Raw genomic sequence first — 26,034 nt, forward strand, 5'->3', positions numbered from 1 at the left:
GATGAAACGCTTTGCTTACCTGACCGGCCTGCTCGGGCTGCTGGCGCTCACCGCGCTGGTGATCCACCAGGGCGCCCGCGACATTGCCGCCGTCATGGCCCAGGGCGGCTGGCTGCTGCTGTTGCTGGTGCCCCTGCATGCGCTGCCGCTGCTGCTTGACGCCCAGGGCTGGCGCGTCCTGCTGACCTCCGCCGACCCCGACGAGAAAGCGGGGCTGGGCTTCCTGTGGTGGGTCGCCACCGTGCGCGAGGCGGTGGGCCGCCTGCTGCCCACCGTGGGCGTGGGCGGCGAGCTGGTCGGCATCCGCCTGACGCGGCTGCGCATCCACGACACCACCGCGGTCGCCGCCAGCGTGGTGGTCGAAGTGATGGTGACGCTGTTCTCGCAATACCTGTTCTCGGCCATGGGCGTGCTGATGCTGGTGGCTGCACTGCATGACAGCGGCGGCGCCTGGATCATCCTGGCCGGGCTGCTGCTGTCCTTGCCGGTGCCGGTGCTGTTCGCGCTGTCGCTGCGCCACACGGCGATCTTCGAGAAGCTGGAAGGCGCGGCGCGCAAGCTGTTTGGCGAAGATCACCGCATCGTCGCGGTGATCGACGGCGCGCGGCTCGACGCGCATATCCGCGCGCTCAACCGCCGCCGCCGCGAGCTGGCGACGGCACTGTGCTGGCAGCTGGCCGGACTGGTCAGCGGCACCCTGGAGATCTGGCTGGCGCTGTGGCTGCTGGGCCATCCGGTGCCGGTCTGGCAGGCGCTGGCGATCGAATCGCTGACCCAGGCCGCGCGCCACGTGGCGTTTTTCGTGCCGGCCGGGCTGGGTGTGCAGGAAGCGGTGGTGATGCTGCTGGGCCAGGTGCTGGGGCTGGACGCGCAGGTCTCGCTGGCACTGGCACTGGTCAAGCGCGCGCGGGAGATCCTGTTCGGCGTGCCCGCGCTGCTGTCATGGCAATGGGTGGAACTGCGCCGCTGGCGGCGCCGGGACACCGGACATGCCGCGCCTTGAGTGACCCGGGGCCACCCCGGGCGCCGGCTCAGGTGTCGGACGCCTGGCGCGCGTTGTGGCTGGTCAGGTACTTCACCAGCCCGTCGACCCCGCTGCGCGCGACGATGTCCGCGAACTGCTTGCGGTACACCTCGATCAGCCACGCCCCCATCATGTTGATGTCATAGATCTTCCAGCCGCCGGCGCTGCGCTGCAGCCGGTAGTCGATCTGCATCTCGTCGGCATTGTTGATCACGCGCGTCTGCACCACCACATCGGTAGCGCCGCTGGCCGTCTTGACCGGCTGGTAGCGGAACCTGACGTTCTGCTCGCGCAGTTGCGCCAGCGACACGGCGTAGCTGCGCACCAGCAGCATCTGGAACTGCTCATGGAGCTGCTGCTGCTGTTCCGGCGTGGCCGTGCGCCAGGCGCTGCCCACCGCCAGCCGGGTGGTGCGCTGGAAATCCGTATAAGGCAGGAACTGCTTCTGCACGACCCCGGTGATCTTGCCGAGATCGCCGGCACGGGTGTCGGGATTGGACTGGATGGTGCCGATCACGCCCTCCACCGCGGCCTGCACCAGCCGCTCGGGGCTGGCGCGCAGGTCGCCGGGCTGGACTGCCTGGGCGTGCACGACGGAAACCATGGCTACCGCCGCAAGCGGCGCCAGGGGAAGCAAACGGTGAATCGTCATGGATACGAGAGCCGGAAAGCACAATGTGGCGATGCCGCCGCTGCTACGGCCGGCACCAACCTGACAGTTTACAGCGGATCGGCCTGAATCGCGGCTGCCGGGGCCCACATGCCGGATGCGGCACGCCGCCAGCCGATATACTCGCGCTTTGTGCTCCCTCCATACAAGTCCATGCTGACTTCGCTGCTGACACGCATTGTCCGGCTTGCCACCGCCTGGCCGTGGCGTGTCATCGTCCTGGCGGCATTGCTGACCGCCGCCAGCGGCGTCTACGTGGCCCGCAACTTTGCGATCAACACCGACATCGGCCGCTTGCTGCAATCAGACGCCCCCTGGGCGATGCGTGACGAGGCCATCGGCAAGGCCTTTCCCCAGCGCAACCAGTTGATCCTGGCGGTGGTGCAGGCGCCGGCAGCGGAACTTGCCGACACCGCCGCCGACGCCCTGGCCGCCGCCTTGCGCCAGCAGCCGGCGCGCTTCACGGCGGTCAGCCAGCCCGGCGGCGGGCCGTTCTTCGCGCGCAACGGCTTGCTGTTCGCCAGCACCGGTGAAGTCAGTCAGCTGACGCAGCAGCTCACGCAGGCGCGGCCGCTGGTCAATGCGCTCGCGCACGACCCGACGCTGCGCGGCCTGTCCGATCTTCTCACCACCACGCTGAACCTGCCGCTGCAGATGGGGCAGGTCAAGCTGGGCGACATGGCAAAGCTGCTGGGCGGCAGCGCGCAGGCGCTCGACCGGGTGCTGGCCGGCAAGCCCGCCGCGCTGTCCTGGGCGGGGCTGCTCGACGACGGCCTCAAACCCGGGCCCGATGGCCAGGTCTACAGCTATATCGCGCTCAGCCCGGTGCTGGACTACAGCGACCTGCAGGCCGGGGCCGCCGCCTCGCGCGCGATCCGGCAGGCCGCGGCCGACCTGCAGCTGGCGCAGCGCTACCAGGCCACGGTGCGCCTGACCGGCCCGCAGGCGCTGGCCGACGATGAATTCGCCTCGGTCAGCGACGGCGCCGCGCTCAACGGCGCGCTGACCGTGCTGGTGGTGGTCCTGATCCTGTGGCTGGCCTTGCGTTCGGCGCGGCTGATCGTGGCGGTGCTGGCCAGCCTGTTTGCCGGGCTGCTGATCACCGCCGCGCTGGGGCTGGCCATGGTTGGCGCGCTGAACATGATCTCGGTGGCGTTCGCGGTGCTGTTCGTCGGGCTGGGGGTGGATTTCGGCATCCAGTTCGGCGTGCGCTACCGCGCCGAGCGCCATGACCGCGACCATATCGTCGAAGCGCTGGGGCTGTCCGCGCGCGGGGTGGGTGCACCGCTGGCGCTGGCCGCCGCGGCCACGGCGGCGGCGTTCTTCTGCTTCCTGCCCACCGACTACCGCGGCGTGGCCGAACTGGGGCTGATCGCCGGCGTGGGCATGATGGTGGCATTCGCCACCACCTTTACGCTGCTGCCGGCGCTGATCCGCGTGCTGAAACCCGGCGGCGAATCCGTGGCGCCGGGCTTCCCCTGGCTGGCGCCCGCGGACCGGTTCTTCGACCGGTACCGCAGGCCGGTGCTGCTGGTGACCCTGCTCGCAATCGTGGCGGGCGCGCCGCTGCTGGCGCACCTGCGCTTTGACTTCGACCCGCTGCACCTGAAGGACCCCAGGTCCGAATCGATGGCCACGCTGCTGGCGCTCCGGGACGCGCCGCAAGCCGGCACCGACGATGTCAGCGTGCTGGCGCCATCGCTGCAGGCCGCGCACGATCTCGCCGGCAAGCTGGCGGCGCTGCCCGAGGTAGCGCGCGCCGTCACGCTGCAGACCTTCATCCCCGACGGCCAGGCGCCCAAGCTGGAGGCCATCGGCCAGGCTTCGGCCGCGCTGATGCCGTCGCTCACGCAGACCACCGCCGCGCCCGCCACCGACACCGCGCGCGTCAATGCGCTGCGCAATGCCGCGCGGCAGCTCGCCATCGCCGCCGACGAACATCCCGGCGCGGGCGCGGCCGAAGCCGCGCACCTGGGCGCCACGCTGAAAAAGCTCGCGGCCGCCGACGCCGCCACGCGCGACCGCGCCGAGCGCGCCATCGCCCTGCCGCTGCAGCTGGCGCTGGCGCGGCTGAAGCTGGCGCTGGACCCGCAGCCCGTCAGCCAGAAAACGCTGCCGCCCGAGCTGGTGCGCGACTGGATCACCCCGGACGGGCGCGCGCTGGTCAGCATCAGCCCGAAGCTGCCGCCGCCCGCCAGCGCGCAGCGCGAGGCCGCGCTGGACCGCTTCATCACCGCGGTGCAGCGCGTGGCGCCGGCTGCCACCGGCGGGCCCATCGCGATCCGCGGCTCGGCCGATACCATCATGGCCGCCTTTGCGCAGGCCGGCATCTGGGCGGTGGTGTCGATCACCATCCTGCTGTGGATCACGCTGCGCCGCTTTGGCGACGTGCTGCGCACGCTGATACCGCTGCTGGTTTCGGCCATCGTCACGCTGGAGCTGTGCGTGGTGTTCGGCATAGCGCTGAACTTTGCCAACGTGATCGCGCTGCCGCTGCTGCTGGGTATCGGCGTCGCGTTCAAGATCTACTACGTGATTGCCTGGCGGCACGGCAAGACCCAGCTGCTGCAGTCCAGCCTGACGCATGCGGTGCTGTACAGTGCGGGCACCACCGCCACCGCCTTCGGCAGCCTGTGGCTGTCGCAGCATCCCGGCACCGCCAGCATGGGCAAGCTGCTGGCGCTGTCGCTGGCCTGCACGCTGGTCGGCGCCGTGTTCTTCCAGCCGATCCTGATGGGCCGCCCGCGCGAAGGCAGCCACCAGGGACAGGGCAAGCCGGCCCGGCCATAATCACAATCCTCTCGCGACCGAACCTGTCCCGCCTCGATGCCCGTCCGCCTTCCCCTTCCGCCCCTCGCCACGACTCTCTTCGCCGCGGCCCTGCTCACGGGCTGCGCCACCGGCCCCCAGGCCAATCCCGACGATCCGCTGGAGCCGATGAACCGCGCAGTCTTCACCGTCAACGACAAGCTTGATGAGTACGTGGCCGTGCCGGTGGCCAAGGGCTACAAGGCGGTCACGCCGGAGCCGGTGCGCACCGCCGTCACCAACTTCTATTCCAACATCGCGGACGTGGGCAACTTTGCCAACAACCTGCTGCAGGGCAAGGGCGTTGACGCGGCGGAGAGCCTCATGCGGGTCGCGATCAATTCCGTGCTGGGACTCGGCGGCTTGATCGACATTGCCACGCCGGCCGGGCTGCAGAAGCATTCGCAGGACTTCGGGCTGACGCTGGGCACGTGGGGCGTGCCGTCGGGACCCTACCTGGTGCTGCCGGTGTTCGGCCCCAGCTCGTTCCGGGACGGCGTGGGCCTGTATGTGAATTTCTGGTTCGATCCCACTACCTATGCGCGGCCGGCGGTACGCAATTCGCTGTATGGGATGAACGTCGTGGACGTGCGCACCAACCTGCTGGGTGCCACCGACCTGCTCAAGCTGGCGGCGCTGGACAAGTACGCCTTTGTGCGCGACGGCTACCTGCAGCGGCGCCGCTACCTGCTCGGGCAGAACACGGCGCTGCCGGACTATGGCGATGACGAGGACGCTGGCGCCGGGTCGGCGCCCAGCGCGCCCGCAGCACCGGCAGGCACGCCGGCGTCCGCGCAGCCGCAGGCGCCGCGCTGACAGGGCCTTAGCCGCCGATCCCCAGCAATACCACCTCGAAGGTCAGGGTGGCATTCGGCGGGATCGTGCCCGGCACGCCGCGCGCGCCGTAGGCCGTGGCCGGCGGGCAGGTCAGCCTGGCCTTGCCGCCCACCTGCATCGCCTGCACCCCTTCGGTCCAGCACGGGATCACCCGGTTGAGCGGGAACGAGATCGGCTGGCCACGCTTGTAGGAGCTGTCGAACTCGGTGCCGTCGGCCAGCGTGCCGCGGTAGTGGACCTGCACCGTGTCGGTAGCCTTGGGCGAGGCGCCGTTGCCCTTGATCAGGTGCTGGATGGTCATGCCCGATGCCAGCGTCTGCGGCGCCGCCGCGGGCGTGGCCGGGGCCGAGGCTGCCGTGGCGGCCGGGGCAGCACAAGCCGCGCCGGCGATGGTCAGGGTGCCGAGGAAAAGCGCGAGTGTTTTCATGGGGAACCTGGTCGTGAGGTCGTGATTGGGGATGCGGCAGTTTAACCGACGCATGGCAACGGTATGACGGCAGCGGCATATAGCGCACAGCGCACCCCGACCGTGCGCCTGGCGGGCGGCATGGTGCGCCGCACCCCGCCGCACCCGTTACACGGGGCGTTTTGCCGTCTACGATGGTTCGTGACAGCCCCGCTGCCGCGGGCGCACGGAGATTGCCATGGCACTGACGGATTCAAGGGACCTCCCGGTATCGACCGGGAACGCCCGCTCGGTCGAGCAGTATGAAGCGGCCCTGCGCCTGCTCAACGGCTACTACGGCGACCCGCTCGCCACCATCGACACGGCACTGGCCGCCGATCCCGAATTCGCCATGGGCCACGCGCTGCGCGCCGCGCTGATGGTGACCGCCGGCGACGGCGCGGCCGAGCCCTTGCTGCGCCAAAGCGTCGAAGCCGGCGAAGCCCTGCGCGGCCGCGCCAACGACCGCGAGCGCCGCCACATTGCCGCCGCACGCGCCTGGCTGGACGGCGAGTTCGAGCGCTCGGTCCGGCTCTACGGCGATATCGTGATCGACTATCCACGCGACCTGCTGGCGATCCAGACCGCGCATCTCGAAGACTTCATGCTGGGGCAATCCTCGATGCTGCGCGACCGCGTGGCGCAGGCGCTGCCGCACTGGGATGCCGGCATGCCGGGCTACGGCTACCTGCTTGGCATGCATGCCTTCGGCCTGGAGGAGACCCAGCTCTACGACCGCGCCGAGCAAAGCGGCCGGCGCGCGCTGGAACTGAATCCGCGCGATCCGTGGGCCGTGCACGCGGTGGCGCACGTGATGGAGATGCAGGGCCGGCTGGCCGACGGCATCGCCTGGCTGGACGGGCGCCGCGACGACTGGGCCGGGGACAATATGCTGGCCGTGCACATCTGGTGGCACCTGGCATTGTTCCAGCTGGAAGACGGCCGGACCGATGACGTGCTGGCGCTGTACGACGGCCATATCAACCGCCCCGCGCCGGCGATTGCTCTGGACCTGGTGGACGCCTCCGCGCTGCTGTGGCGGCTGCACCTGCGCGGCGTGGACCTGGGCGGGCGCTGGCAGCCGGTAGCGGACGACTGGCTGAGCCGCGGCGCGGCCGGCTACTACGCCTTCAACGATGTCCATGCCGTGATGGCCAGCCTGGGCGCGCACCGGCCCGCCGCGGCCGACCAGGTCCGTGCCGCGCTGGAGCGCGCTGCCCTGGGCAACGGCACCAACGCCATGATGTCGCGCGAGGTGGGGCTGCCGCTGGCCGATGCGCTGATCGCGTTCGACCAGGGCGACTACGCCACCGCCATCGACCTGCTGCTGCCGGTGCGCCTGATTGCCCACCGCTTCGGCGGCAGCCATGCGCAGCGCGACCTCATCGGCCTGACCCTGATCGAAGCCGCCCTGCGCGACGGCCGCGGCAACCTGGCCATCGCGCTCACGGGCGAGCGCGCCGCGCTCAAGCCCATGAGCCCGAGCCTGCACCGGCTGGTGCAGCGCGCCGATACATGCCGCACATAAGCGTGTAGCCAGCAGGGCATGTGCGGCAGCAGGCCATCGAGCATGAGGCCGGCCGAGGCGCTGGCCAACATATTCCTGTAAGCCAGGTCCTACAACCGATTCAGCAGCTCCCGATGCGTGCTGTCGGCTTTGGCCGAAACCAGAAGTGCGGCCCCGCGTCTAGCATGGAATCAAGAGGCACCCCCGATGCCTGTTCGGCACCAGGAGCCTGGTTCACACGGAGTGACATGATGCGCGACTCCGAATATTCCCTGCGCCGGTTAGTGGATAAATGGCTTGCGCCGACGGAGGCCAGCCCTGCGCGGGTAACCTGCTTTGGACATCGAGCCCTTCACAAAGGCAGATTTGTGTGCGTGGAATCGACTGGCCTCTCCATGGCATTCTTCCGCCACGGCGACGGGGCCTGGTATGTCTTCCCGCCTGGCGTCTAGTGACACTTGGCGCGACTGCATCTTCGACGATGCCTTCGGTCAGGTGACCGTGCGCGAGCCTGCCATCATCAGCCGCGCCTCGATATAGATCCGGCTGACCTGCGGGAAGCGTGCGCGGATATTGCGCTCGATCCGCTCGACGGCGCCAGCTGCTTCATTCGCGCTGGACTCCGGATGGAAGCGCACGTCTAATGTCACCAGAACCTCGTCCGGCCCCAGATGCATGGTCAGCGGCATACCTGCCGACTGCACCGCCGGGTCGTCCTGCACGATCTGGCGCAGCGCCACCGCCATGTCCCGGTCGATGCCTTCGCCTACCAGCAAGCTGCGGCTTTCCAGGATCAGTAGCGACGCGACCGCCGCCAGCAAAAGGCCAATCAACAGCGAAGCCGCGCCGTCAAGCACCGGCATGTCCCATCGGTGGCTTGCGTAGACGCCAAGCGCCGCGATCACCAGGCCGGCGAGGGCGGTCGCATCCTCGGCCAGCACCGTGACCGTGGTTGGGTCCTTGGTGTCGCGCAGCTCGCGCCAGAATGGCGCATCGCCCTTTTGCCTCAGGAACGCACGCATGGCGATACCGAAGCTCGCGCCCTCGAACACCATTGCCAGGCCGAGCACGATGTAGTTCCAGTGCGGATCGGTCAGCAGGACCGGGTTCCGCATGTGCCGCACGCCCTCATAGGCCGAGATGCCGCCGCCAACGCCAAACAACAGCACCGCCACCATCAGGCTCCAGAAATACAGTTCCTTGCCATAGCCGAACGGGTGCATGGCATCGGCCGGCAGGCGGCTGCGCGCCATGCCGACCAGCAGCAGCAATTCATTGCCGGTGTCGACAGTGGAATGAATGGCTTCGGACAACATTGCCGAACTGCCCGTGACGCCCGCCACGATGAACTTTGTGACGGCGATGGACACATTGGCCGCGATGGCGCCGTAGATCGGGATCCGGGACGTGGAAGGAGGGGCTGGCGGGGAGGAACCCGGCTGGGACGGAACTGCTGAAGCACCCTGACGTGTCGGTTCAGGCCCTTGCGACATGGGCTCCTCCTGATGGAAGGTGTCTGCTCTTTTGCGGGACAGTTTGCACCAGCTTACTGGTGCATTCGGGATCCGAGGATCAAAGGGTGGCCCCGGCAATCCACTCCCGGCGGCCTCGCAGCGGATAAGCGGGCCTGCAATGCAGTGGCGCTAGCGAGCTGACTCTTTTTTTGCCGCACGCGTGCGGGCGGCCTTGCGGGCCGCTTCGGAGCGACCGGCAACGCCCTTGGTGCTGGCAGCCTTCCTGGCGGTAGCCGAGCGATCGGCCGCCGTGCGCTTGCTTGCCGCGCTCTTGGCCTGGGCGGACAGCGCCTTGGTAGAGGCGCCGGCTGTGCTCTCTCGCTTGAGTGCCTTGAGCGCAGCCTGGGAGCGCTCGGCCGTGCTTTCAGAACTCGCGCGTCGCGGTGCGCCCTTGGTGGCGGCGGACCTGGTTTCCGTTCTGGTCATGCCCTTCTTTGGCGGCACATCGACGCCAGCGCGCCGCGCCTCCGACAAGCCGATCGCTATGGCCTGTTTGGCCGAGCGCACGCCGTGCTCACCCTTTCGCACGGCTTCGATCTCGTCGCGAACGAAATGGCCGGCCTGGGTGGTCGGCGCCTTGCCTGCACTCTTGTCTGCTTTGGCGCGGGCTATGCTCGATGCTCTTGGCATGGTCATCTCCATGACCGCCGCGGTCATCCAGCATGGACCATGGCAGATGCAATGTCCGCGGGCGTTGATCAGAGCCCGTCATCTGCCGGCGGGCTAATGATGAATTCCATGCAAAGGTTGTTCCAGGCCCGCGATTGAGGCGCCATCACCAGCCGCAAGGAGTGACAGCAGTACCTCTGCACGCGCAAACTGTGCATCTTGCGCCAAATCTACACCTGCGAAACACGTTCCAGACGGCAATGGAACGCATGGGGCTCGATCGCGTCCTTGATGACGCCGCGCATCTCTGTGACCAGTGCGCGCGCGTCAGCATGCAGGTGACCCGATTCCCAGCATCCGCCGCTCACGCAAAGCGGTCATGCAGGATCGACGCGGACAATTCGCGCTCTTTCCAGTACATATGGTCGATGCGCTCCTGCAACTTGGTCAGCACCATGACGTCGAGGTTGTCATAGGTTAGCAGCACGGCCGGGTGCGAACCATCGCCCTCCTCATGTTCGAGGTTATTGAACGGGGGGAATCCGTACTTTTCCAGAAAGGCCCCGATTTCCGCATCGGAGGTGCCGGGTCCAATATTGCCGAGCAGCAAACGACTCATGATCGTCTCTCCAGTCGATGGCGGTGGCTGTGGTCGAGTATGACAACTCATGCCAGTGCGGGCGCGCTTTAGCTCAGGACCTGCTCAGGGCTGTTTCTTGAGCGCCGACGCCGGGTTGCCAAGTGTTGCCGCGCCGGAAGCGCCTCGGTGGCCGGCACGCTCCATACTGCGGTCAACGTTGCCGTGCGCTTCGCTCTTGTCCATTTTTGGCACTCTCCACGGAAGCACCGCTGGCGGCCTGCACCAACGGCTGCGCGCGTCTGCCGGTGTCAGTCCCTGGTGTCGGAGGGGAGCCATAGCGACCGCCCTGAGCCCAAGCGGCAACGGCCGTTAGTGAAAGGCCAACGAGCAAGGCCAACTTTTTCATTGCTGCCGGGTTCCAAGTGGGACCGCGCGCTCAAAGGGAGATACGTCTTGGATTTTTCAGGCCTTTTTTACATAAGCGCTGCACCAACCGTTTGTCGCGACTTGCTTACCACCGAAGATGGGGCACGGTCCCCACGCGTCGCTGGCTTTGCCTTGAAACAATTGGCAGTTGCTGCACTTCTGGCTTGACTCGTGCTTGGGAAAGCTTGCCTTTTCGACCTTCGTTGTGTCGTGCTTATATCCAAGTGAAACGGCTTGCGGATCGTTTTCATCAAGCTTCCCCGCCTGTGCGTTTGCCGGGGACTCGATGCCAGCCACTGCGGCCGTTACAATGCTCGATATTCCCTTCAGGAATATTCGTCGAGTAGTCATCGCAGCACCTCCAGTCGAGAGATCTTGGATGGTTTGTGTTCATGCCAGTGAACGACATTGGCTCCATCGTTCACGGTAGACGCTCGCGCCGGAAACACAAGCCTGAGACGAAGCCAGAATAAAGCGAATTCAACTGGCTACCAACTCTGCGGCCACAGGGGCTATGCGACCAGGATGGCACCTCCGACAGGATTGCCAGTCGCCTGGACGGCGTGCTGCACGGCGTCGGACGGCACATGCTCGCGCCAGCGTGCCCGACTGACGCCGTCTAACTTCGACGCCCGACGCGCTTCTTATCGGTGAAGGAGCGTGAGGGCGCGCCGGCAGACATTCTCTGCGGTAAAGCCGTATTCGCGCAGCATCACCTCTGCGGCCGCCGATGCACCGAAACGATCCACCGCCAGCACATCCCCACGCTCGCCGACGTAGCGATGCCAGCCCTGCGAGACGCCGGCCTCGACCGCGAGCCTTGCGCCGACCGCCGGCGGCAATACGGTATCGCGATAGTCTTGCGGCTGTTCGTCGAACAACTCCCAACTTGGCATCGAGACCAGGCGCACCTTGATGTGCTGTGCGACCAATTGTCGGGATGCCGCGACGATCAGGCTAACTTCCGACCCACTGGCGATCAGGATCAGTTCCGGCTTGCCGTCCGCCGCATCGGCCAGCACGTATGCGCCGCGCCGCAGACCATCGGCGGCAGCCAATTGCGTCCGGTCGAGCGTGGGGACGTTCTGCCGCGTCAATACCAGTGCTATGGGTCGGTCGCATGTTCTGGCCGCAACGCGCCAGGCGCTCGCAGTCTCATTGGCATCAGCCGGACGCATCACGATCAGGCGCGGCATCCCACGCAAGCTGGCAAGCTGTTCCACGGGCTGGTGTGTGGAACCATCCTCGCCGAGCGCGATGCTGTCATGGGTAAAGATGTAGATCACATGCAATCCCATCAGTGCCGCCAGCCGGATCGAAGGCCGCAGATAATCGGAAAACACCAGGAAGGTCGCGCCGAACGGCAAGGTGCCGCCGTGCGCCGCCAAGCCGTTCATGATCGCGCCCATGGCATGTTCGCGCACGCCGAAATGCAGATTGCGGCCGGCATAACTCCAGCCGCCCTCCGAGCCTTGCCGGTCGCGCGCGCTCGCGCCGGGGGGCTGAAAATCCCCGAGCCCGGTCAGTGCGGTATGCGTCGACGGATCAAGATCCGCCGAGCCGCCTATCAGCGCCGGCAAATGTGCTGCCATGGCGTTCATGACCTTGCCCGATGCAATGCGGGTGGCCATGCCTTTGGCGTCGGCGGGAAACTGCGGTATCTCGACATCGCATTCCTCCCGGCGTGCGGCCACGCTTGCGCCGGCATCGCACCTGTCCTGCATCAGCTGCAGCAACTCCGCCGCGAGTTCGGGAAATTTCGCTTCATAGGCGGAAAATCTATCGTGCCACGCCTGCTCGTCCTGCTTTCCTCGCGCTACCGCTTTGCGAAAATGCGCGCTTGCCTCCTCGGGGACATGGAACGCCGGCTGCTCCGGCCAGCCAAGGTTCCGTTTGGTCAAGCGGACCTCTTCCGCGCCCAGCGGTGACCCGTGGGCCTCAAATGTGTCTTGCTTGTTGGGCGAGCCATAACCGATATGCGTGCGCACCAGAATCAGCGAAGGACGCCTGTTCTCGGCACGGGCCGCATCCAGCGCCCGCCCGAGCGCCGCGAGGTCATTGCCGTCGGGCAGCGCCTGTGTGTGCCAGCCATATGCCTCGAAGCGTCGCGCCCGGTCCTCGGTAAACGTCATGTCCGTACCGGCGGACAGGGTGATCTGATTGTCGTCATACAGGTAAATCAGCTTGCCCAGCTGCAGATGACCGGCCAGCGATGCGGCTTCGGAAGCGACCCCTTCCATCAGGTCGCCGTCACTCACGATGCCATAGGTAAAATGGTCGATCACGCAGCAGTTGTCGCGGTTGTAGCGCGCGGCCAGGTTCGCTTCGGCGATCGCCATGCCCACGCCATTGCCGAAGCCCTGGCCAAGCGGGCCTGTGGTGATCTCGACGCCAGGCGCCAAGCCATGTTCCGGGTGGCCCGGCGTGATGCTGCCCCACTGCCGGAACTGCCGCAGTTGTGACAGCGGAACGTCGTAGCCTGTGAGGTGGAGCAGGCTGTACAAGAGCGCCGAACCATGACCGGCGGAAAGCACAAAGCGATCACGGTCGAACCAGCGTGGATTGGCGGGATTGTGCTTGAGGAAGCGTGTCCACAGCACGTAGGCCATCGGCGCCGCACCCAGCGGCAAGCCAGGATGCCCGCTGTTGGCCCGTTGCACGGCATCAACCGAAAGAAAGCGCAGCGTGTTGATGCACAAATCGTCCAGCGCGGGATTGGGTCGAAATGCATTCATTTGGCGACTCCTCGGTAGCTCCAATTTTCCAGACCGGCGCCAGGTTCGATCGTCAGGTCGAATGGCCATCCCCGTTGCCGCCGATTGCAGTGTCGCCGCCTGTTGCGTCCGATTCTGTCGCATTGGGGGCTCGCCGCTCCCACATGCGAAAGCCGCCCAGAAACGCATTGACATTGTCGCCACGGCGGGACAGCAAGGGCAGTTCCTTCAGACGCACGGCATTGCCACCGCCCAGCACGATATAGTCGGGCAACAGCGCCGCGCGCAAGTCGTCCACCACAGCCGCGACCTTGCGGCGCCACTTCTTGTTCCCCAGGCGCCGGCGTCCCCGCTCGCCGAGATCGTCTTCGTAAGTGTGTCCCTTCCCGTTGCGCAACTGTCCCAGTTCCATGGGAGCAATCGTGCCGTCGAGCATCAGCGCCGATCCGAGCCCGGTGCCGAGCCCGAGGAATAGCATTCGGCCGCCTTCATAGTCGCCGAGCGCCTGCATCGCCGCGTCGTTGATAATCTTTACCGGACACCCGAACGCTGCCTGAAAATCGAAACCGATCCATCCGGAACCGAGGTTGTTCGGTTCGCGCGCTATCCGATCGCCGAGGACCACACCCGGATAGCCAATCGAAACCGCGTCGTAGTGCCAGCCGGAGGTGATCTTCTGCAATTTCTTCATCATGCGATCCGGTGTCATGTCCGGTCCCGACCTGAACGCGACAGCTTCCTTGTGGCCGGTAGCGACGCACTTGACATGGGAGCCGCCGACATCGACCACCAGCACATTCAACTGCTTCTTTGATCGGGTGCTCATGATGCGTCAGAGCCGCCGCGCCCGACCAGCGCCGCCGTGGGACGGTCGCCGATCAGCGTGTAGTCAGCCGCCGTCTCGTCATGCATGGCAACGAAATTGCGATTCCAGATCGGCTCCAGAAATGCATTGGCGAAGCGAAAATAGAGGATATTCATGATCGTCTCCTTTGCGAGGAAGTGATCAATGCGAAAGATGGCGTCCTCGCGGAAAGCGGACCGGGCGATTCGGTTGAGGCCGCGAGCCGAGGCCAGATCGCGGCCGAAGGGCTATTCGTCCACCACGCGCGCCTGCTCGGCCAGTGCGGAGCGTCATTGTCGACGGGGTTCATCCTGGAGTTTCTCCTTCCCTGTCTCGTCATGTCCGCCAAACTGCTTGCGCATCGCAGACAAGACCCGATTGGCAAAATCGGCTTCGCCGCGCGAGCTGAAGCGTTCATAAAGCGCAGCACTGAGAACCGGCGCTGGCACCGCCTCGTCAATGGCCGCCGCAACCGTCCAGCGTCCCTCCCCGGAGTCGGAGACGTGCCCCGCATAGCCCTCCAGGTCGGGACTGCTCAGCAGCGAGGCAGCGGTAAGGTCAAGCAGCCACGAGCCGATCACGCTGCCGCGGCGCCACGCTTCCGCAATCTCGGAAAGGTTCAAATCGAATTGGTAATATTCCGCCTCGCGCAGCGGCGCGGTCTCGGCATCCGCGTCGCGTGGGCGTTTGCCGGCATCGGCGTGGTGCAGGATATTCAGGCCTTCCGCATATGCTGCCATGAGGCCGTACTCGATGCCGTTGTGAATCATCTTTACGAAGTGGCCCGCGCCGTTCGGACCGCAATGCAGATAGCCATGCTCGGCCGGCGTGGGAGTACCGGTCCTGCCTGGCGTGCGCGATGCTGCCTCGACTCCCGGCGCAATGCTCTTGAAAATCGGCTCCAGTTGCTTGACCACTTGCTCATCGCCGCCAATCATCAGACAAAAGCCTCGCTCCAACCCGAATACGCCGCCACTGGTGCCGCAATCGACAAAATGGATGCCTTTCTGTCTGAGCGCCTTCGCGCGTAGCAGATCATCGCGGTAGTAGCTGTTGCCGCCGTCGATGATGATGTCGCCCTCACCCACGCAAGCGCCCACCTCCTCGATCGTGTTGCCGGCCACGGCAGCGGGAACCATTACCCACACCACGCGCGGCCTGGCCAGCTTCGCGACTAGTTCGGCGATCGACGCCCGCCCTTGGACACTGGTGCCGACCATCCTCTTCACGGCAGCGGGATTCACGTCGTAGACGTCGCATGTATGGCCTTTAACGATAAGACGCTGTACCAGGCTGGCACCCATGCGTCCCAATCCGATCATGCCGAGATGCATTTTGATTTACCTCTCTGGATGAAGTGGCCCTGATGGTCATGAATCCCGCCTGCGCCCAATTGGCTGACTTCCGGTTGCATGCTGGTCATGTGTTGGTTCTAGGCAAGAAATGCTGATCCCGCTGTCGGATGCATTCTGACTTTCGTGAATCGCGAGAGAAGCAGCGGTCTAGGCGCCTCATCTGGCGGAATGCGGGCGATAGCACACCGCTGATTGAGCGCTTTCCGCCGATTCAACCGGCTCATCGCTCCTGGATCACGAGATCGTCACAACGGTCTTGGGAGTCCTTAGCTAGCGTTCACGTTGGCGCCGGCGACTGCATGCCGAGCACGGCGACCAGCGCCAGCACCAGCGTGGCGGCGCCCGCTTCCAGCGTCAGGCTGCGCCGCAGCGCCCGTGTCGCCATACCGGGCTCCCCTGCCCGGACAGCCATTGCCAGCCGCGGACCCAGGCTCTTGCGGTTCGCGGCCGCCAGGCCGAGCATCGCCATGAACAGTGCGAGCTTGGCGGCCAGCAGCCCGCCATAGGACATCGGCGTGAACGCCGGCATCGCCGGGCCCACGATGAGCCAGTAGTTGAGCGCACCTGACAGCATCAGCGTGGCGACGATGACGGTGCCAACGCGTGCAAAGCCGTTTGCCGTGCGGCTCAGCAGCGCAATGTCCTCGTCTTTCGTAGCCCCCCTGGACGCCGACAGGAGCAGGAACGCCGCCAGCGCCCCAACCCAGGCGCCGGCGGCGAGCAGATGCGCCACGTCCGATGCCAGGTGCAGGCAGCCGATGGCGCCCTCATGCATCGCGCCATGCCCGCCCCATGCCAGCGTGCCCAGCGCAATGCCGCCGGGCATGGCGAGCGCCGCGAAACGCGCGCGGGGGCTGCGCCACGTCATGCCCGCCAGCACGCAGAGCAGCAAGGCCGCCAGGCGCACCGACCAGGCCACGCCGAAATCCGTACCCGTGACGACCATCGCGAAGACATGGCCCTGCAATGCAGAGAATTCGGACTCTCCCGTCATGATCTTCGCCATTACGGCGAGGGCCCCCAGCGAGAGCACGATGCCCGCTATCGCACAGCCCAGTGCAAGCGCCCGGCAGCGCATCGCAAAGCGTGAGGCCCGTTCCTCGCGCTGCAGTGCATAGGTGCAGAACAGCGGCAACCCGAACAGCAAGGCCAGGTCGACATAGAGCGCCAGACGCAGGCCGGCAGCCAACCAGTCAGCCTGCGGCAATCACTTCACCGTGAAGGCGAGATTGCCGGTGACGGGATGGGTATCGGACGAGACCGCGCGCCAGTCCACCCGATAGCTGCCTGCCGGCAGCGGCTGCGCCGGCGTGATTACCATGGCCTTGGGGTCGTCGCTGCCGGAAACCTTCACGGCCATTTTCATCGGCGCATGGCTGGCCATGCCCGGCATGCCGGTCATGACCAGGTTGGCGCCGGAAAACTGGGTGACCAGGCTTTCGGAAAAGAGCAGTTCGATCTTCTGCGGCGGCGCCACCTCGGCCTTGTCCGCCGGCGTGGACGATACCAGCTTCGGGTGCGCGAAGGCGATGCTGCTGGCCAGCGCGGCCGTGGCCGCAATCATGGCGTGGATCAGGGGGCGATTGGCATGCATGGTGGTCTCTACCTGTTGAGATTGAAGTTGTCTTGTCAGAACCAGACGCGGACGCCGGCGACGAAGCGCGTTTCGCCCGCCTTGCCGCCCGAGGTCCGGATCATGTCCGCGGTATTGCCGAAGGCCTGGTAGCGCTCCACGCCGATATACGGCGCGAACTGCCGGCTGAATTCATAGCGCAGCCGCAGCCCCGCGGTGCTGTTGGACAGGCCGCTGCCGATACCCGCCTCCGGATCATTCTTGCCATAGAGGTTGGCTTCGATGCGCGGCTGCAGGATCAGGCGCTGCGTCAGCAGCAGTTCGTATTCGGCGGACAGCCGCAGCGCGGTGCGGCCGCTGGTGCCGACATAGGCGGTGGCATCGACCTCGAACCAGTACGGCGCCAGCCCCTGCACGCCGAAGGCCAGCCAGTTGCGCGCCGGGCGCCCGCTGCCGGTGTCGTTGCGCAGGCCCAGCTGGGTGTCCCAGTAGCTGGCCACGGCGTGGCCCCACAGCAGTTCGGTGCGGGCCTCGTGCAGCTTGCCCTTCGACGCCTCGCCCTCGGCCTTGATCACCAGCTTGTCGTAGCTGTTGCCGAACCACGCCTGCGCCTCGTAGGCGGCGGCATTGCCGCCGTTGGCATGGGCCCACTCCAGGCGGTCGACCAGCACCGAGGCGAACAGGTGCTCGTCGGCCATCACCAGCTGGCGCTGGTCGCCGAGGGCGTACTTGCCGACGCCCAGCTGGTAGCCACCGGAGTAGGCGTGCGGATCGCGGGCGTCGGGCGGCGCGCTGCCGCCCTGCATCTGCATGTCGCCATGGTTCATGGCGGGGGCAGTCTCCTGCAGCGCGCCGCCACCGTCCATGGTCTGGATCCCGTCTGGCTCCATGCCCTGCATCTGGCTGCGGTCCATACCCTCCATGGCGGCAGGCGCTGCCTGGGCAGCCTGGTGATCATGGCCTGGCGCATGGCCGGCATGCGGGGCTTGCGCAGAGGCTGCGCCCATCGCGGTCAGTGCCAGCGCCGCCGCCAGCATCGTCTTCTTGTGCCCGTGCATAACGATTGCGCATTCACGTCGTGCCATCACGCCACCACCACTTCACGGAACATGCCCGCGTCCATATGCAGCATCAGGTGGCAATGCCAGGCCCAGCGTCCCAGGGCATCGGCCGTGACCAGGAAGCTGATGCGCTGCGCCGGCTGCACAGGGATGGTGTGGCGCCGTGCCTGGAAGCTGCCGTCAGGTGCTTCCAGCTCGCTCCACATGCCGTGCAGGTGCATGGGATGCGTCATCATGGTGTCGTTGTGCAGAATCACGCGCAGGCGCTCGTTGTGCCTGAAGTAGACCGGCGTCGACTTGCCGAACTCGACGCCGTCGAACGACCAGGTATAGCGCTCCATATTCCCGGTCAGATGCAGCTCGACCTCGCGCCCGGGGCCGCGCGCATCCATGGCCCCACCGATGGTGTGCTGGTCGGCCAGCGTCAGCACGCGCCTGCCGTTGTTGCGCAGGCCGATGCCGGGGTCGTCCAGGTTGGTGCGGGCCATGTCGACGCGCATGTCGGTGCCGGCACCGTATTCGGTGCGGGCATGGCGCGCGGTCTTGCCGGGGACCTTGAGCGGATCGGCGGGGGCCGTGGCGTGCCGGCTGTGGTCCATGCCGGCGTGGTCCATGCCCTGCATCGGCATGGCGCCATGCTGCATGCCGCCGTGGCCGCCATGGCCCGTCATCCCGCCCATCATGTCGGTCATGGTCAGCCACTCGGCCTGGTCCAGCGCCGGCACCGGTGCCGCCAGCCCTTCCCTGACCGCCAGCGTGCCGCGGGCATAGCCGGTACGGTCCATCGACTGCGCGAACAGCGTGTAGGCGTCGTCGCGCGGCGCGACGATGGCGTCGCAGGTCTCGCCGGGGCCGAAGCGGAATTCGTCGACCGTGACCGGTTCGATATCCTGGCCGTCGACCTGCACCACCCGCAGCCTGAGCCCGGGAATGCGCACGTCGTAGAAGGTATTGCCCGAGCCGTTGATAAAGCGCAGGCGCACGGTCTCGCCGCGGCGGAACACACCGGTCCAGTTGCCCGCCGGCGTGACCCCGTTGGCCAGGTGGGTCAGCGTGGCGCCGGACAGGTCCGCCAGGTCGGTCGGGCTCATCCGCATCTGGTTCCACATGCGGCGCTTGTCCAGCGCCTGCCTGAGCCCGTCGCGCGAGACGTCGCGGAAGAAGTCGACCATCGTGGGCTGGTTGTAGTTGTAGTAGTCGCCCTGGACCTTGAGCTTGGTCAGCACCCGCATCGGGTCTTCATCGGTCCAGTCCGACAGCAGCACGGTATGGTCACGGTCGGCACGCACGGTTTCCTGCCCCGAGGCCGGATCGATGACGATGCCGCCATAGACGCCGGTCATCTCCTGGAAGCCCGAATGCGAGTGGTACCAGTAGCTGCCGGTCTGCGCGACCTTGAAGCGGTAGGTAAAGGTCTCGCCGGGCGGGATGCCGGCAAAGCTGATGCCGGGCACGCCGTCCATCCCGTACGGCAGGATGATGCCGTGCCAGTGGATCGAGGTGGCCTCGCGCAGGCGGTTGGTCACGCGGATGGTGACGGTGTCGCCCTCGCGCCAGCGCAGCGTCGGGCCGGGCAGGATGCCGTTGATGGTGGTGGCGATGGCGGGCTTGCCGGTGTAGTTGACCAGCGCTTCGCCGATCACCAGGTCGAACTCGGTGCCGCGCAGCACCGGCGCCGAGCCCGTGCCCGCCGGCGCGGGCTGCCCGGCGCGCTCGCCGGCGCCATGGCCCGCATGCTGCGCCCAGGCGCTGCCGCCGATCCCGGACAGGCCGGCCACCACGCCGCCGGCGGCCAGCCCCTGCACGAAGCGGCGTCGTCGGAAATCGGGCAGCACAAGGCCGGGGCTTGGGTGGCGTCGCATGGCATCAGATCCTGGTTGAAAGCACGCCAAGCGTAGCGAGGGCCACCCTACGCACGCCTGACCGGAACATGACAATCCGGTAATCTTCCCGTCATGTTGGCGGCGGCGGCGCCGGCGTAGAGTTACTGATCGATCAAGGAAAGTGCCGATGAAACTGCTTGTGGTGGAAGACGAGTCCAAGACCGGCGAATACCTGCGCCAGGGGCTGACCGAGGCGGGCTTCGTCGTCGACCTGGTGGCCAACGGGCTGGACGGCCAGCACCTGGCGATGACCGAGCCCTATGACCTGGTCATCCTGGACGTGATGCTGCCGGACATGGACGGCTGGCGCATCGTGCAGGCGCTGCGCGCCGCGCAGAACGCCGTGCCGGTGCTGTTCCTGACCGCGCGCGACAGCGTGTCCGACCGCGTCAAGGGGCTGGAGCTGGGTGCGGACGACTACCTGGTCAAGCCCTTCGCGTTCTCCGAGCTGCTCGCGCGGGTGCGCACGCTGCTGCGCCGGGGCACCGCGCAGATGGCGCTGGACCGCATCCAGGTGGCCGACCTGGTGCTGGACCTGACCCGCCGCCGGGCCACGCGCGCCGGGCGCCGCATCACGCTGACCAGCAAGGAATTCGCCCTGCTGGAACTGCTGGCACGCCGCCGCGGCGAAGTGCTGCCGCGCTCGCTGATCGCTTCGCAGGTGTGGGACATGAATTTCGACAGCGACAGCAATGTCATCGACGTCGCCATCCGGCGCCTGCGCGCGAAGATCGACGATGCGTTCGAGCCCAGGCTGATCCAGACCGTACGCGGCATGGGCTACGTGCTGGAAGCGCCGGAGGAGAATCGCGCATGACGGGCCGCATGTCGCTGACGGCACGGCTCACCATCCTGTTCTCGCTGTCGTCCGCCGCGGTGCTGCTGGGCCTGGGCGTGCTGATCTGGCTGGCCATCGACAATCATTTCGCCGACGAAGACTACGCCGTGCTGGGCGACAACGTGCGGCTGATCCGGAAGATCACGGCCGAGGGCCCGGCGGCGTCGCTGCCGCAGCGCCTGGGCCCGGCGCTGGAACACCATCCCGGCTTCGTCGCCGAAGTGCGCGCCGCCGACGGCAAGCGCCTGTATGCCACGCGGGATTTCGACTTCGGCATGGCGCTGGCAGCCGCCGCGCAACTGCCGGCGCGGCAGGACGTCTTCACCTGGGAACAAGGCGGCCAGACCTATCGCGGCCTGCGCGCGCTGGCCCCGGTGGCGGACGGACAGCCGGGGCCGCTGCAGGTCGTGGTTGGCATGGACACGGCCTTGCATGCCCACTTCATGTACGCGTTCCGCCAGTCGCTCGCCTTCTACAGCGCGCTGGCGGCACTGGCGAGCGGCCTGCTGGGCTGGTGGGCCGCGCGCCGCGGCCTCTCGCCACTGCGCACCATGGCCTCGCGCGCGCGCGCTGTCACCGCGCACAAGCTCGACGAGCGCATGCCGGTCGATGCCGTGCCGGTGGAAATGGCCGACCTCGCCGCCACGCTCAACGCCATGCTGGAACGCCTGCAGCGCGACTTCGCACGCCTGTCGGAGTTCTCGTCAGACCTCGCGCACGAACTGCGCACGCCGATCACCAACCTGATGACGCAGACCCAGGTGGTGCTGTCGCAGCCGCGCGACGCGGCCAAGTACCGCGAGGTACTGGCCTCCAACGTGGAAGAGCTGCAGCGGCTGTCGCGCATGGTGTCGGACATGCTTTACCTGGCCAAGATGGAGCACGGCATCTCGCTGCCCAACGCCGAGCCGATTGAAGTTGCGGATGAAGTCGCCGCGCTGTTCGATTTCTATGATGCGCTGGCCGATGACAGAGGTGTGCGGCTGACCCTGCGCGGCCGTGGCCGCATCACCGGCGACCGGCTGATGCTGCGGCGCGCGTTGAGCAACCTGCTGTCGAATGCGCTGCGGCATACGCCCGCGGGCAAGGGCGTCGTGGTGGAAATATCGCCTGCCGCCGAGGTGGTGACGGTGGTGGTCGAAAACGAAGGCGACACCATCCGGCCGGAGTTGCTGCCATCGCTGTTCGACCGGTTCTTCCGTGCCGACAAATCGCGGGCGCGGCCCGAGTCCGATGGCGCCGGGCTGGGGCTGGCGATTACGCAGGCGATCGTGGCCGCGCATGGCGGGGGGATTGGAGTGCAGTCGGCGGGGGGGAGGACGAGGTTTGTTTTGACGCTTCCGGGGTAGGGTGGTGGGCTATGCGGTCGCTCTTCGGTCTTGGCGGGCGTGGCTGTTTCGCCGGCGTAGCCGGCGACCTACTTATAACCACCGCCTCGGTCGGACGCCTTCGGCTGCGCTTCGCGCAGGTCCTAACGTGGCAGAACTAGCGGCCACGACCTGATTCTCGCTGCTGGCCCGGCATCATCCGCGACAGCGCCGTGCGAGCGCAGCGACGCACTCCGTGCCCGAGCACCCGACCTGCGATACTGAGTGCGCGCAGCGCAGCCGTAGGCGTCCTACCGATGACTTGCTTAGTCAGTATGACTCCCCTGGGGCAAGAGGGCTGGCCCGCCGCGAGGAATCAAACGCGGGTTAGCATGACTGCCAGAGCCGCACGGTGTGGACAGTGCCACACCCGGCGATTTCCAGCGCGGAGGCCAGCATGGAACACGATAGCACTTTGTATGTCGGTCTGGACGTCCATAAGGACTCGATCACGGTCGCCTATGCACTCGGCATGGGCGAAGTGGAACTGCTTGGTAAGATCGGTACGTCGCAGGCCGATATCGATCGCCTGTGCAAGCGCCTGCAGTCCAAAGCGCGCCACATCCGGATCGTCTACGAGGCCGGCCCCTGCGGATATGGCCTTTACCGGCAGCTTGCAGGAAAAGGGGTCGAGTGCATGGTATGCGCACCGTCACTGATCCCGAAGAAGCCCGGTGAGCGTGTCAAGACCGACCGACGCGATGCGGTCAAGCTTGTGCGATCGCTACGGGCCGGCGACCTGTCGGCGGTGTACGTGCCCAGCGTGGAGGATGAAGCCTTCCGGGATCTGTCGCGCGCGTGGGTCAGCGCCAAGAACGATCTGAAGCGTGCACGGCAGCGACTGAAGGCCTTTCTGCTCTCGCACGGGGTTCGCTACGCCGGCAAAGCCGACTGGGGCCCGGCACACCAGCGTTGGTTGAGCCAATATGCGTTCGACAGCGTGTGGCAGCAACTTGCCTTTGAGGAATATCGACGGACCATCGAGGACCGGATTGCGCAATGCAGCCGTCTCGAAGCGGCCCTGCGCGAGGCAATGGTCAACTGGCGCTTCTATCCGGCTGTACTGGGCTTGCAGACCATGCGCGGCATCGACTTCACCACGGCGGTGGGCATGCTCGCCGAGTTGGGCGATCTCTCGCGCTTCGCGCATCCGCGCCAACTGATGGCCTGGCTTGGTGTAACGCCCGCCGAACACTCGTCGGGCGAGAAACGGCGCCAGGGCAGCATCACCAAGAACGGCAATAGCTATGCAAGAAAGCTACTGGTCGAGGCGGCCTGGAGTTACCGACACCCGGCACGCGTGAGCCCTCAGATCCAGCGCCGGCACGAAGGTATTCCAAAGGCCATCGTTGACCGATCCTGGGACGCCCAGGTTCGACTTTGCCGGCGCTATCGGAGGCTGGCCGCTCGCGGCAAGAACCCGAACATTGCGGTGGTTGCGGTGGCCCGCGAACTGAGCGGCTTCATCTGGGACATCAGCCGCCTTGCGATGTCCCTCTCAGTACCAAACGAGGCGCGGACAATGTAACCAGGCACCGGGGGGTACAAATCAACCTATCCAACAAACTACTGGGAGGCCAGTTTCCTGAAGGCGGCGTAGCCCGGCACACGAGCAACCCGCGTCCCTGCTAGGCAACGGATTCCATCCGACTTGCGGCCTTAGTTAGCGGCAGGCTCATTGAGCGGACCTCTGTAATGCGGTAACCAACCCGCGGATATCAGCGTGATCCACCGTCGAGACTTACTGCTACGCCGCCCTCAGGAAATTGGGAACAGCATGGAACTATGAAACCCTGAGCCAAACAATCTCGATTGACACGGGAAGTCATATCAGCAGGCTGCCAACGGCCTAAAGTCGGGTTCGTCCAATAGTCCCTGGACGCAAGGCACATCCCGGAAGCGTAGCAGGCCTGAACCACCTACCCCATCGAACGGAAATCACCGCAGCCCGAACCACCAACACCGTGGAATTGGTGGCCAGCCGCCCGAGGCGACGCGTTTTTTGGTTACTTTTTGTCGCTCCCCTCCATGTCAGGATAGTTGTCGCCTCGCCGCCTTTCGATGAAGGACAATGGAGGGCGGTAACGGTTGGAAGATGAAGCGTTATCCGGCGGAGTACAAGGAATGGGTGGTTGAGCAGATGATGCCGCCCTTGAATCGGTCGGTTGTGGAGTTGGCCAAGGAGACGGGTGTCACGACGGTGAGCCTGCGTACGTGGCGCAACGAAGCCCGAGAGCAAGGACAGGTTGTGCCAGGCAACGGCAAGCAGAGTGACAAGTGGTCAAGTGCGGACAAGTTCCGGGTGGTGCTGGAGACAGCGCCCCTGAGCGAGGCGGAGCTGTCCGAATACTGCCGCAGGAAGGGCATTCAGCCGGAACAGATCCGGCAGTGGCGCGCCGCCTGTGAGCAGGCTAACGCGAAGACGCTGGCCAAGCCCGGCCTGGCGCAGCGCCGCGAGGAAGAGACTGCCCAGAAACGGATCCGCGATCTGGAGCGCGAACTCAAGCGCAAGAATGCGGCGCTGGCGGAGACAGCGGCGCTGCTGGTGCTGCGAAAAAAAGCCGAGGCGATCTGGGGAAGGGACGAGGAGGACTGATCAACGTCTCGGATCGCCGCGAAGCCATCATGTTGATCGATGAAGCGGTAAAGAGCGGTGCGCGTCAAGCCAGCGCCTGCAGGGAGTTGGGCCTGAACGAGCGCACCTTGCAGCGCTGGCGTCATGTGCCTGCGGATGGCCGCCCGGGCGCGCAGCGCCCAGTGCCGGCCAATAAGCTCAGCGAGGCGGAGCGGCAGGCCGTGCTGGCCGCGGCCAACCAGCGCGGCTACGAGAGCCTGACGCCGCACCAGATCGTGCCGAAGCTGGCCGACGAAGGCCGCTATGTGGCCTCGGAGTCGACGTTCTACCGCGTGCTCAAGGCCGAAGGCCAGGCGCGCCGGCGCGGGCGCAGCCACAATGCCAAGTCCTCGCGCCCGCTGACTACACACCGCGCCGACGGACCGAACCAGGTGTGGTGCTGGGACATCACGTGGATGCCCACGACGGTGAAAGGTCGCTTCTTTTACTGGTACATGATGCAGGACATCTACAGCCGCAAGCTGGTAGTCAACGAGGTGCACGAGAGCGAATCGGCTGAACATGCCAGCCAACTGCTGTCGCTAGGCTGCCTGCGCGAGCAGACCGCCGGGCGGCCGCTGGTGCTGCATTCGGACAATGGCAGCGTCATGAAAGGAGGGACGATGCTGGCGACGATGGGTTACCTGGGCGTGCAGCCCTCATACAGTCGCCCGCGCGTGAGCAATGACAACGCTTACGCAGAAGCGCTGTTCCGCACAGCCAAGTATTGCCCGCTGTGGCCGGATCGGCCATTCGATACGCTGCAGCAAGCGCGCGATTGGGTCCATCGGTTCGTGCACTGGTACAACGAGGAGCACCGCCACAGTGGCCTGAAGTACGTCACGCCGAACCAGCGGCACCGCGAGGAAGCGGTGCCCCTGCTGGCGCGACGCACGATGCTGTATCAGGCAGCCCGCACCCGACATCCGCAGCGCTGGTCGCGGGGAATCCGGAATTGGAAGCTGGAGCCAGTGGTCTACCTGAACCCCGAGCGAGCTGAACAGGAACCCAAGGAATACCGGAAAGCTGCATGACGGCGAACGCGACAACTACCTTGACACACACCGCTCGGACAAAAAGTGACCCGCCCAGCAGGGCGGAACCAGGCGGCTAAACCTACGACAACATCGAACCCGCCCTACATAACCAAGCCAACGAACAGCAGGCCCGCCAAGAACCGCAATCTACCGCATAGCCACAGCCCCAAATCCACCCCCAAAAAACCGCCCACGCCAGTTACGGCCATTGGGGGAACCTGGCGTGGGCGCGAAGACCACCGGATGCGGCTCCAGCGGCAATCCGATGCTACGCAAATCCTCTTTGGGCAACTGCCAACAATTGTTTCGGCAGGCATAGCGTGACTTA

The 26,034-nt window shown here is 66.1% G+C and carries 22 protein-coding genes and 1 pseudogene; 8 read left to right on the forward strand and 15 right to left on the reverse strand.

Features of this window, described 5'->3' with window-relative positions; translation table 11 throughout:
- Nucleotide 1: 1 nt before the first annotated feature.
- Complete coding sequence (locus tag ACREYQ_RS27965) at nucleotides 2-1,003, forward strand: lysylphosphatidylglycerol synthase domain-containing protein (protein ID WP_432261214.1); 1,002 nt, start codon at nucleotides 2-4, stop codon at nucleotides 1,001-1,003.
- A 28-nt stretch (nucleotides 1,004-1,031) separates the two neighbouring features.
- Here ACREYQ_RS27965 and ACREYQ_RS27970 read toward each other — a convergent pair whose 3' ends face one another.
- On the reverse strand, nucleotides 1,032-1,676 hold the full coding sequence (locus ACREYQ_RS27970) for an MlaC/ttg2D family ABC transporter substrate-binding protein (protein ID WP_432261215.1): 645 nt from the start codon (nucleotides 1,674-1,676) through the stop codon (nucleotides 1,032-1,034).
- Nucleotides 1,677-1,847: 171 nt separating this feature from the next.
- Between ACREYQ_RS27970 and ACREYQ_RS27975 the strand changes: the two genes are divergently transcribed.
- The gene (locus ACREYQ_RS27975) at nucleotides 1,848-4,484 is read left to right on the forward strand and encodes an MMPL family transporter (protein WP_432261216.1); all 2,637 of its coding nucleotides are present in this window, start codon (nucleotides 1,848-1,850) and stop codon (nucleotides 4,482-4,484) included.
- 36 nt (nucleotides 4,485-4,520) lie between these two features.
- Complete coding sequence (locus ACREYQ_RS27980) at nucleotides 4,521-5,318, forward strand: MlaA family lipoprotein (RefSeq protein ID WP_432261217.1); 798 nt, start codon at nucleotides 4,521-4,523, stop codon at nucleotides 5,316-5,318.
- A gap of 7 nt (nucleotides 5,319-5,325) precedes the next feature.
- Here the strand turns inward: ACREYQ_RS27980 and ACREYQ_RS27985 are convergent, their stop codons facing one another.
- Nucleotides 5,326-5,766: an FKBP-type peptidyl-prolyl cis-trans isomerase gene (locus ACREYQ_RS27985; RefSeq protein ID WP_432261218.1), complete on the reverse strand. Its 441-nt coding sequence runs from the start codon at nucleotides 5,764-5,766 to the stop codon at nucleotides 5,326-5,328.
- A 217-nt stretch (nucleotides 5,767-5,983) separates the two neighbouring features.
- Between ACREYQ_RS27985 and ACREYQ_RS27990 the strand changes: the two genes are divergently transcribed.
- Nucleotides 5,984-7,312, forward strand: coding sequence for a tetratricopeptide repeat protein (locus tag ACREYQ_RS27990; RefSeq protein ID WP_432261219.1), 1,329 nt, complete (start codon nucleotides 5,984-5,986; stop codon nucleotides 7,310-7,312).
- Between the two features lie 470 nt (nucleotides 7,313-7,782).
- Here the strand turns inward: ACREYQ_RS27990 and ACREYQ_RS27995 are convergent, their stop codons facing one another.
- The 13 genes and pseudogenes from ACREYQ_RS27995 to ACREYQ_RS28055 form a co-directional block, all read right to left on the reverse strand.
- A complete protein-coding gene (locus tag ACREYQ_RS27995) occupies nucleotides 7,783-8,661 on the reverse strand; it encodes a cation diffusion facilitator family transporter (protein WP_432261220.1) in 879 nt (292 codons plus the stop codon).
- A 273-nt stretch (nucleotides 8,662-8,934) separates the two neighbouring features.
- Nucleotides 8,935-9,435, reverse strand: coding sequence for a DUF6496 domain-containing protein (locus ACREYQ_RS28000; protein WP_432262677.1), 501 nt, complete (start codon nucleotides 9,433-9,435; stop codon nucleotides 8,935-8,937).
- Nucleotides 9,436-9,778: 343 nt separating this feature from the next.
- Nucleotides 9,779-10,033 carry an RNA-binding protein gene (locus ACREYQ_RS28005; protein WP_432261221.1) on the reverse strand — a complete coding sequence of 85 codons (255 nt, stop codon included), beginning with the start codon at nucleotides 10,031-10,033 and terminating at the stop codon, nucleotides 9,779-9,781.
- 423 nt (nucleotides 10,034-10,456) lie between these two features.
- Entirely contained in the window at nucleotides 10,457-10,771 is a 315-nt protein-coding gene (locus ACREYQ_RS28010; RefSeq protein ID WP_432261222.1) for a high-potential iron-sulfur protein, read from the reverse strand.
- Between the two features lie 293 nt (nucleotides 10,772-11,064).
- Complete coding sequence (gene tkt / locus ACREYQ_RS28015; RefSeq protein ID WP_432261223.1) at nucleotides 11,065-13,155, reverse strand: transketolase; 2,091 nt, start codon at nucleotides 13,153-13,155, stop codon at nucleotides 11,065-11,067.
- Between the two features lie 52 nt (nucleotides 13,156-13,207).
- On the reverse strand, nucleotides 13,208-13,960 hold the full coding sequence (locus tag ACREYQ_RS28020) for an ROK family protein (protein WP_432261224.1): 753 nt from the start codon (nucleotides 13,958-13,960) through the stop codon (nucleotides 13,208-13,210).
- Complete coding sequence (locus ACREYQ_RS28025) at nucleotides 13,957-14,115, reverse strand: hypothetical protein (protein WP_432261225.1); 159 nt, start codon at nucleotides 14,113-14,115, stop codon at nucleotides 13,957-13,959. The genes ACREYQ_RS28020 and ACREYQ_RS28025 overlap by 4 nt, the downstream gene beginning before the upstream one ends.
- Nucleotides 14,116-14,163: 48 nt before the next feature.
- Nucleotides 14,164-14,211: pseudogene (locus tag ACREYQ_RS28030) on the reverse strand (hypothetical protein); the annotation flags it as partial.
- 57 nt (nucleotides 14,212-14,268) lie between these two features.
- Complete coding sequence (gnd, locus tag ACREYQ_RS28035) at nucleotides 14,269-15,312, reverse strand: phosphogluconate dehydrogenase (NAD(+)-dependent, decarboxylating) (protein ID WP_432261226.1); 1,044 nt, start codon at nucleotides 15,310-15,312, stop codon at nucleotides 14,269-14,271.
- Nucleotides 15,313-15,610: 298 nt separating this feature from the next.
- Nucleotides 15,611-16,540: a copper homeostasis membrane protein CopD gene (gene copD / locus ACREYQ_RS28040; RefSeq protein WP_432261227.1), complete on the reverse strand. Its 930-nt coding sequence runs from the start codon at nucleotides 16,538-16,540 to the stop codon at nucleotides 15,611-15,613.
- Nucleotides 16,541-16,927 (reverse strand): copper homeostasis periplasmic binding protein CopC, encoded by a 387-nt coding sequence (gene copC, locus ACREYQ_RS28045; protein ID WP_432261228.1) that lies wholly within the window; start codon nucleotides 16,925-16,927, stop codon nucleotides 16,541-16,543. It abuts the gene before it with no gap.
- Nucleotides 16,928-16,962: 35 nt separating this feature from the next.
- On the reverse strand, nucleotides 16,963-17,964 hold the full coding sequence (locus ACREYQ_RS28050; protein WP_432261229.1) for a copper resistance protein B: 1,002 nt from the start codon (nucleotides 17,962-17,964) through the stop codon (nucleotides 16,963-16,965).
- A 26-nt stretch (nucleotides 17,965-17,990) separates the two neighbouring features.
- On the reverse strand, nucleotides 17,991-19,829 hold the full coding sequence (locus ACREYQ_RS28055; protein WP_432261230.1) for a copper resistance system multicopper oxidase: 1,839 nt from the start codon (nucleotides 19,827-19,829) through the stop codon (nucleotides 17,991-17,993).
- A 148-nt stretch (nucleotides 19,830-19,977) separates the two neighbouring features.
- On the opposite strand from ACREYQ_RS28055, the gene ACREYQ_RS28060 reads away from it, so the two are divergent.
- From ACREYQ_RS28060 to ACREYQ_RS28075, 4 genes are all read left to right on the forward strand, one after another.
- The gene (locus ACREYQ_RS28060; RefSeq protein ID WP_432261231.1) at nucleotides 19,978-20,667 is read left to right on the forward strand and encodes a heavy metal response regulator transcription factor; all 690 of its coding nucleotides are present in this window, start codon (nucleotides 19,978-19,980) and stop codon (nucleotides 20,665-20,667) included.
- A complete protein-coding gene (locus tag ACREYQ_RS28065; RefSeq protein WP_432261232.1) occupies nucleotides 20,664-22,037 on the forward strand; it encodes a heavy metal sensor histidine kinase in 1,374 nt (457 codons plus the stop codon). The genes ACREYQ_RS28060 and ACREYQ_RS28065 overlap by 4 nt, the downstream gene beginning before the upstream one ends.
- A 415-nt stretch (nucleotides 22,038-22,452) precedes the next feature.
- Nucleotides 22,453-23,583, forward strand: a complete 1,131-nt coding sequence (locus ACREYQ_RS28070) for an IS110 family transposase (RefSeq protein WP_432260052.1) — start codon at nucleotides 22,453-22,455, stop codon at nucleotides 23,581-23,583.
- Between the two features lie 567 nt (nucleotides 23,584-24,150).
- A protein-coding gene (locus ACREYQ_RS28075; protein WP_432258890.1) for an IS3 family transposase occupies nucleotides 24,151-25,703 on the forward strand; the annotation gives its coding sequence in 2 pieces (ribosomal slippage) (nucleotides 24,151-24,637 and nucleotides 24,637-25,703; 1,554 coding nt in all).
- Nucleotides 25,704-26,034 lie beyond the last annotated feature (331 nt).

It is taken from the genome of Cupriavidus sp. TMH.W2, from assembly GCF_050847365.1.
Lineage (GTDB): Bacteria > Pseudomonadota > Gammaproteobacteria > Burkholderiales > Burkholderiaceae > Cupriavidus.

Coding starts and splice junctions, on each gene's coding strand:
- gnd (WP_432261226.1), bottom strand. CDS start 15,312: ATGCATCTCGGCATGATCGGATTGGGACGCATGGGTGCCAGCCTGGTA.
- ACREYQ_RS28020 (WP_432261224.1), bottom strand. CDS start 13,960: ATGAGCACCCGATCAAAGAAGCAGTTGAATGTGCTGGTGGTCGATGTC.
- ACREYQ_RS28060 (WP_432261231.1), top strand. CDS start 19,978: ATGAAACTGCTTGTGGTGGAAGACGAGTCCAAGACCGGCGAATACCTG.
- ACREYQ_RS27990 (WP_432261219.1), top strand. CDS start 5,984: ATGGCACTGACGGATTCAAGGGACCTCCCGGTATCGACCGGGAACGCC.
- ACREYQ_RS27965 (WP_432261214.1), top strand. CDS start 2: ATGAAACGCTTTGCTTACCTGACCGGCCTGCTCGGGCTGCTGGCGCTC.
- ACREYQ_RS28000 (WP_432262677.1), bottom strand. CDS start 9,435: ATGCCAAGAGCATCGAGCATAGCCCGCGCCAAAGCAGACAAGAGTGCA.
- tkt (WP_432261223.1), bottom strand. CDS start 13,155: ATGAATGCATTTCGACCCAATCCCGCGCTGGACGATTTGTGCATCAAC.
- ACREYQ_RS27970 (WP_432261215.1), bottom strand. CDS start 1,676: ATGACGATTCACCGTTTGCTTCCCCTGGCGCCGCTTGCGGCGGTAGCC.
- ACREYQ_RS28055 (WP_432261230.1), bottom strand. CDS start 19,829: ATGCGACGCCACCCAAGCCCCGGCCTTGTGCTGCCCGATTTCCGACGA.
- ACREYQ_RS27975 (WP_432261216.1), top strand. CDS start 1,848: ATGCTGACTTCGCTGCTGACACGCATTGTCCGGCTTGCCACCGCCTGG.
- ACREYQ_RS28010 (WP_432261222.1), bottom strand. CDS start 10,771: ATGACTACTCGACGAATATTCCTGAAGGGAATATCGAGCATTGTAACG.
- copC (WP_432261228.1), bottom strand. CDS start 16,927: ATGCATGCCAATCGCCCCCTGATCCACGCCATGATTGCGGCCACGGCC.
- ACREYQ_RS28025 (WP_432261225.1), bottom strand. CDS start 14,115: ATGAATATCCTCTATTTTCGCTTCGCCAATGCATTTCTGGAGCCGATC.
- ACREYQ_RS28050 (WP_432261229.1), bottom strand. CDS start 17,964: ATGCACGGGCACAAGAAGACGATGCTGGCGGCGGCGCTGGCACTGACC.
- ACREYQ_RS27980 (WP_432261217.1), top strand. CDS start 4,521: ATGCCCGTCCGCCTTCCCCTTCCGCCCCTCGCCACGACTCTCTTCGCC.
- ACREYQ_RS28070 (WP_432260052.1), top strand. CDS start 22,453: ATGGAACACGATAGCACTTTGTATGTCGGTCTGGACGTCCATAAGGAC.
- ACREYQ_RS28065 (WP_432261232.1), top strand. CDS start 20,664: ATGACGGGCCGCATGTCGCTGACGGCACGGCTCACCATCCTGTTCTCG.
- ACREYQ_RS28005 (WP_432261221.1), bottom strand. CDS start 10,033: ATGAGTCGTTTGCTGCTCGGCAATATTGGACCCGGCACCTCCGATGCG.
- ACREYQ_RS27985 (WP_432261218.1), bottom strand. CDS start 5,766: ATGAAAACACTCGCGCTTTTCCTCGGCACCCTGACCATCGCCGGCGCG.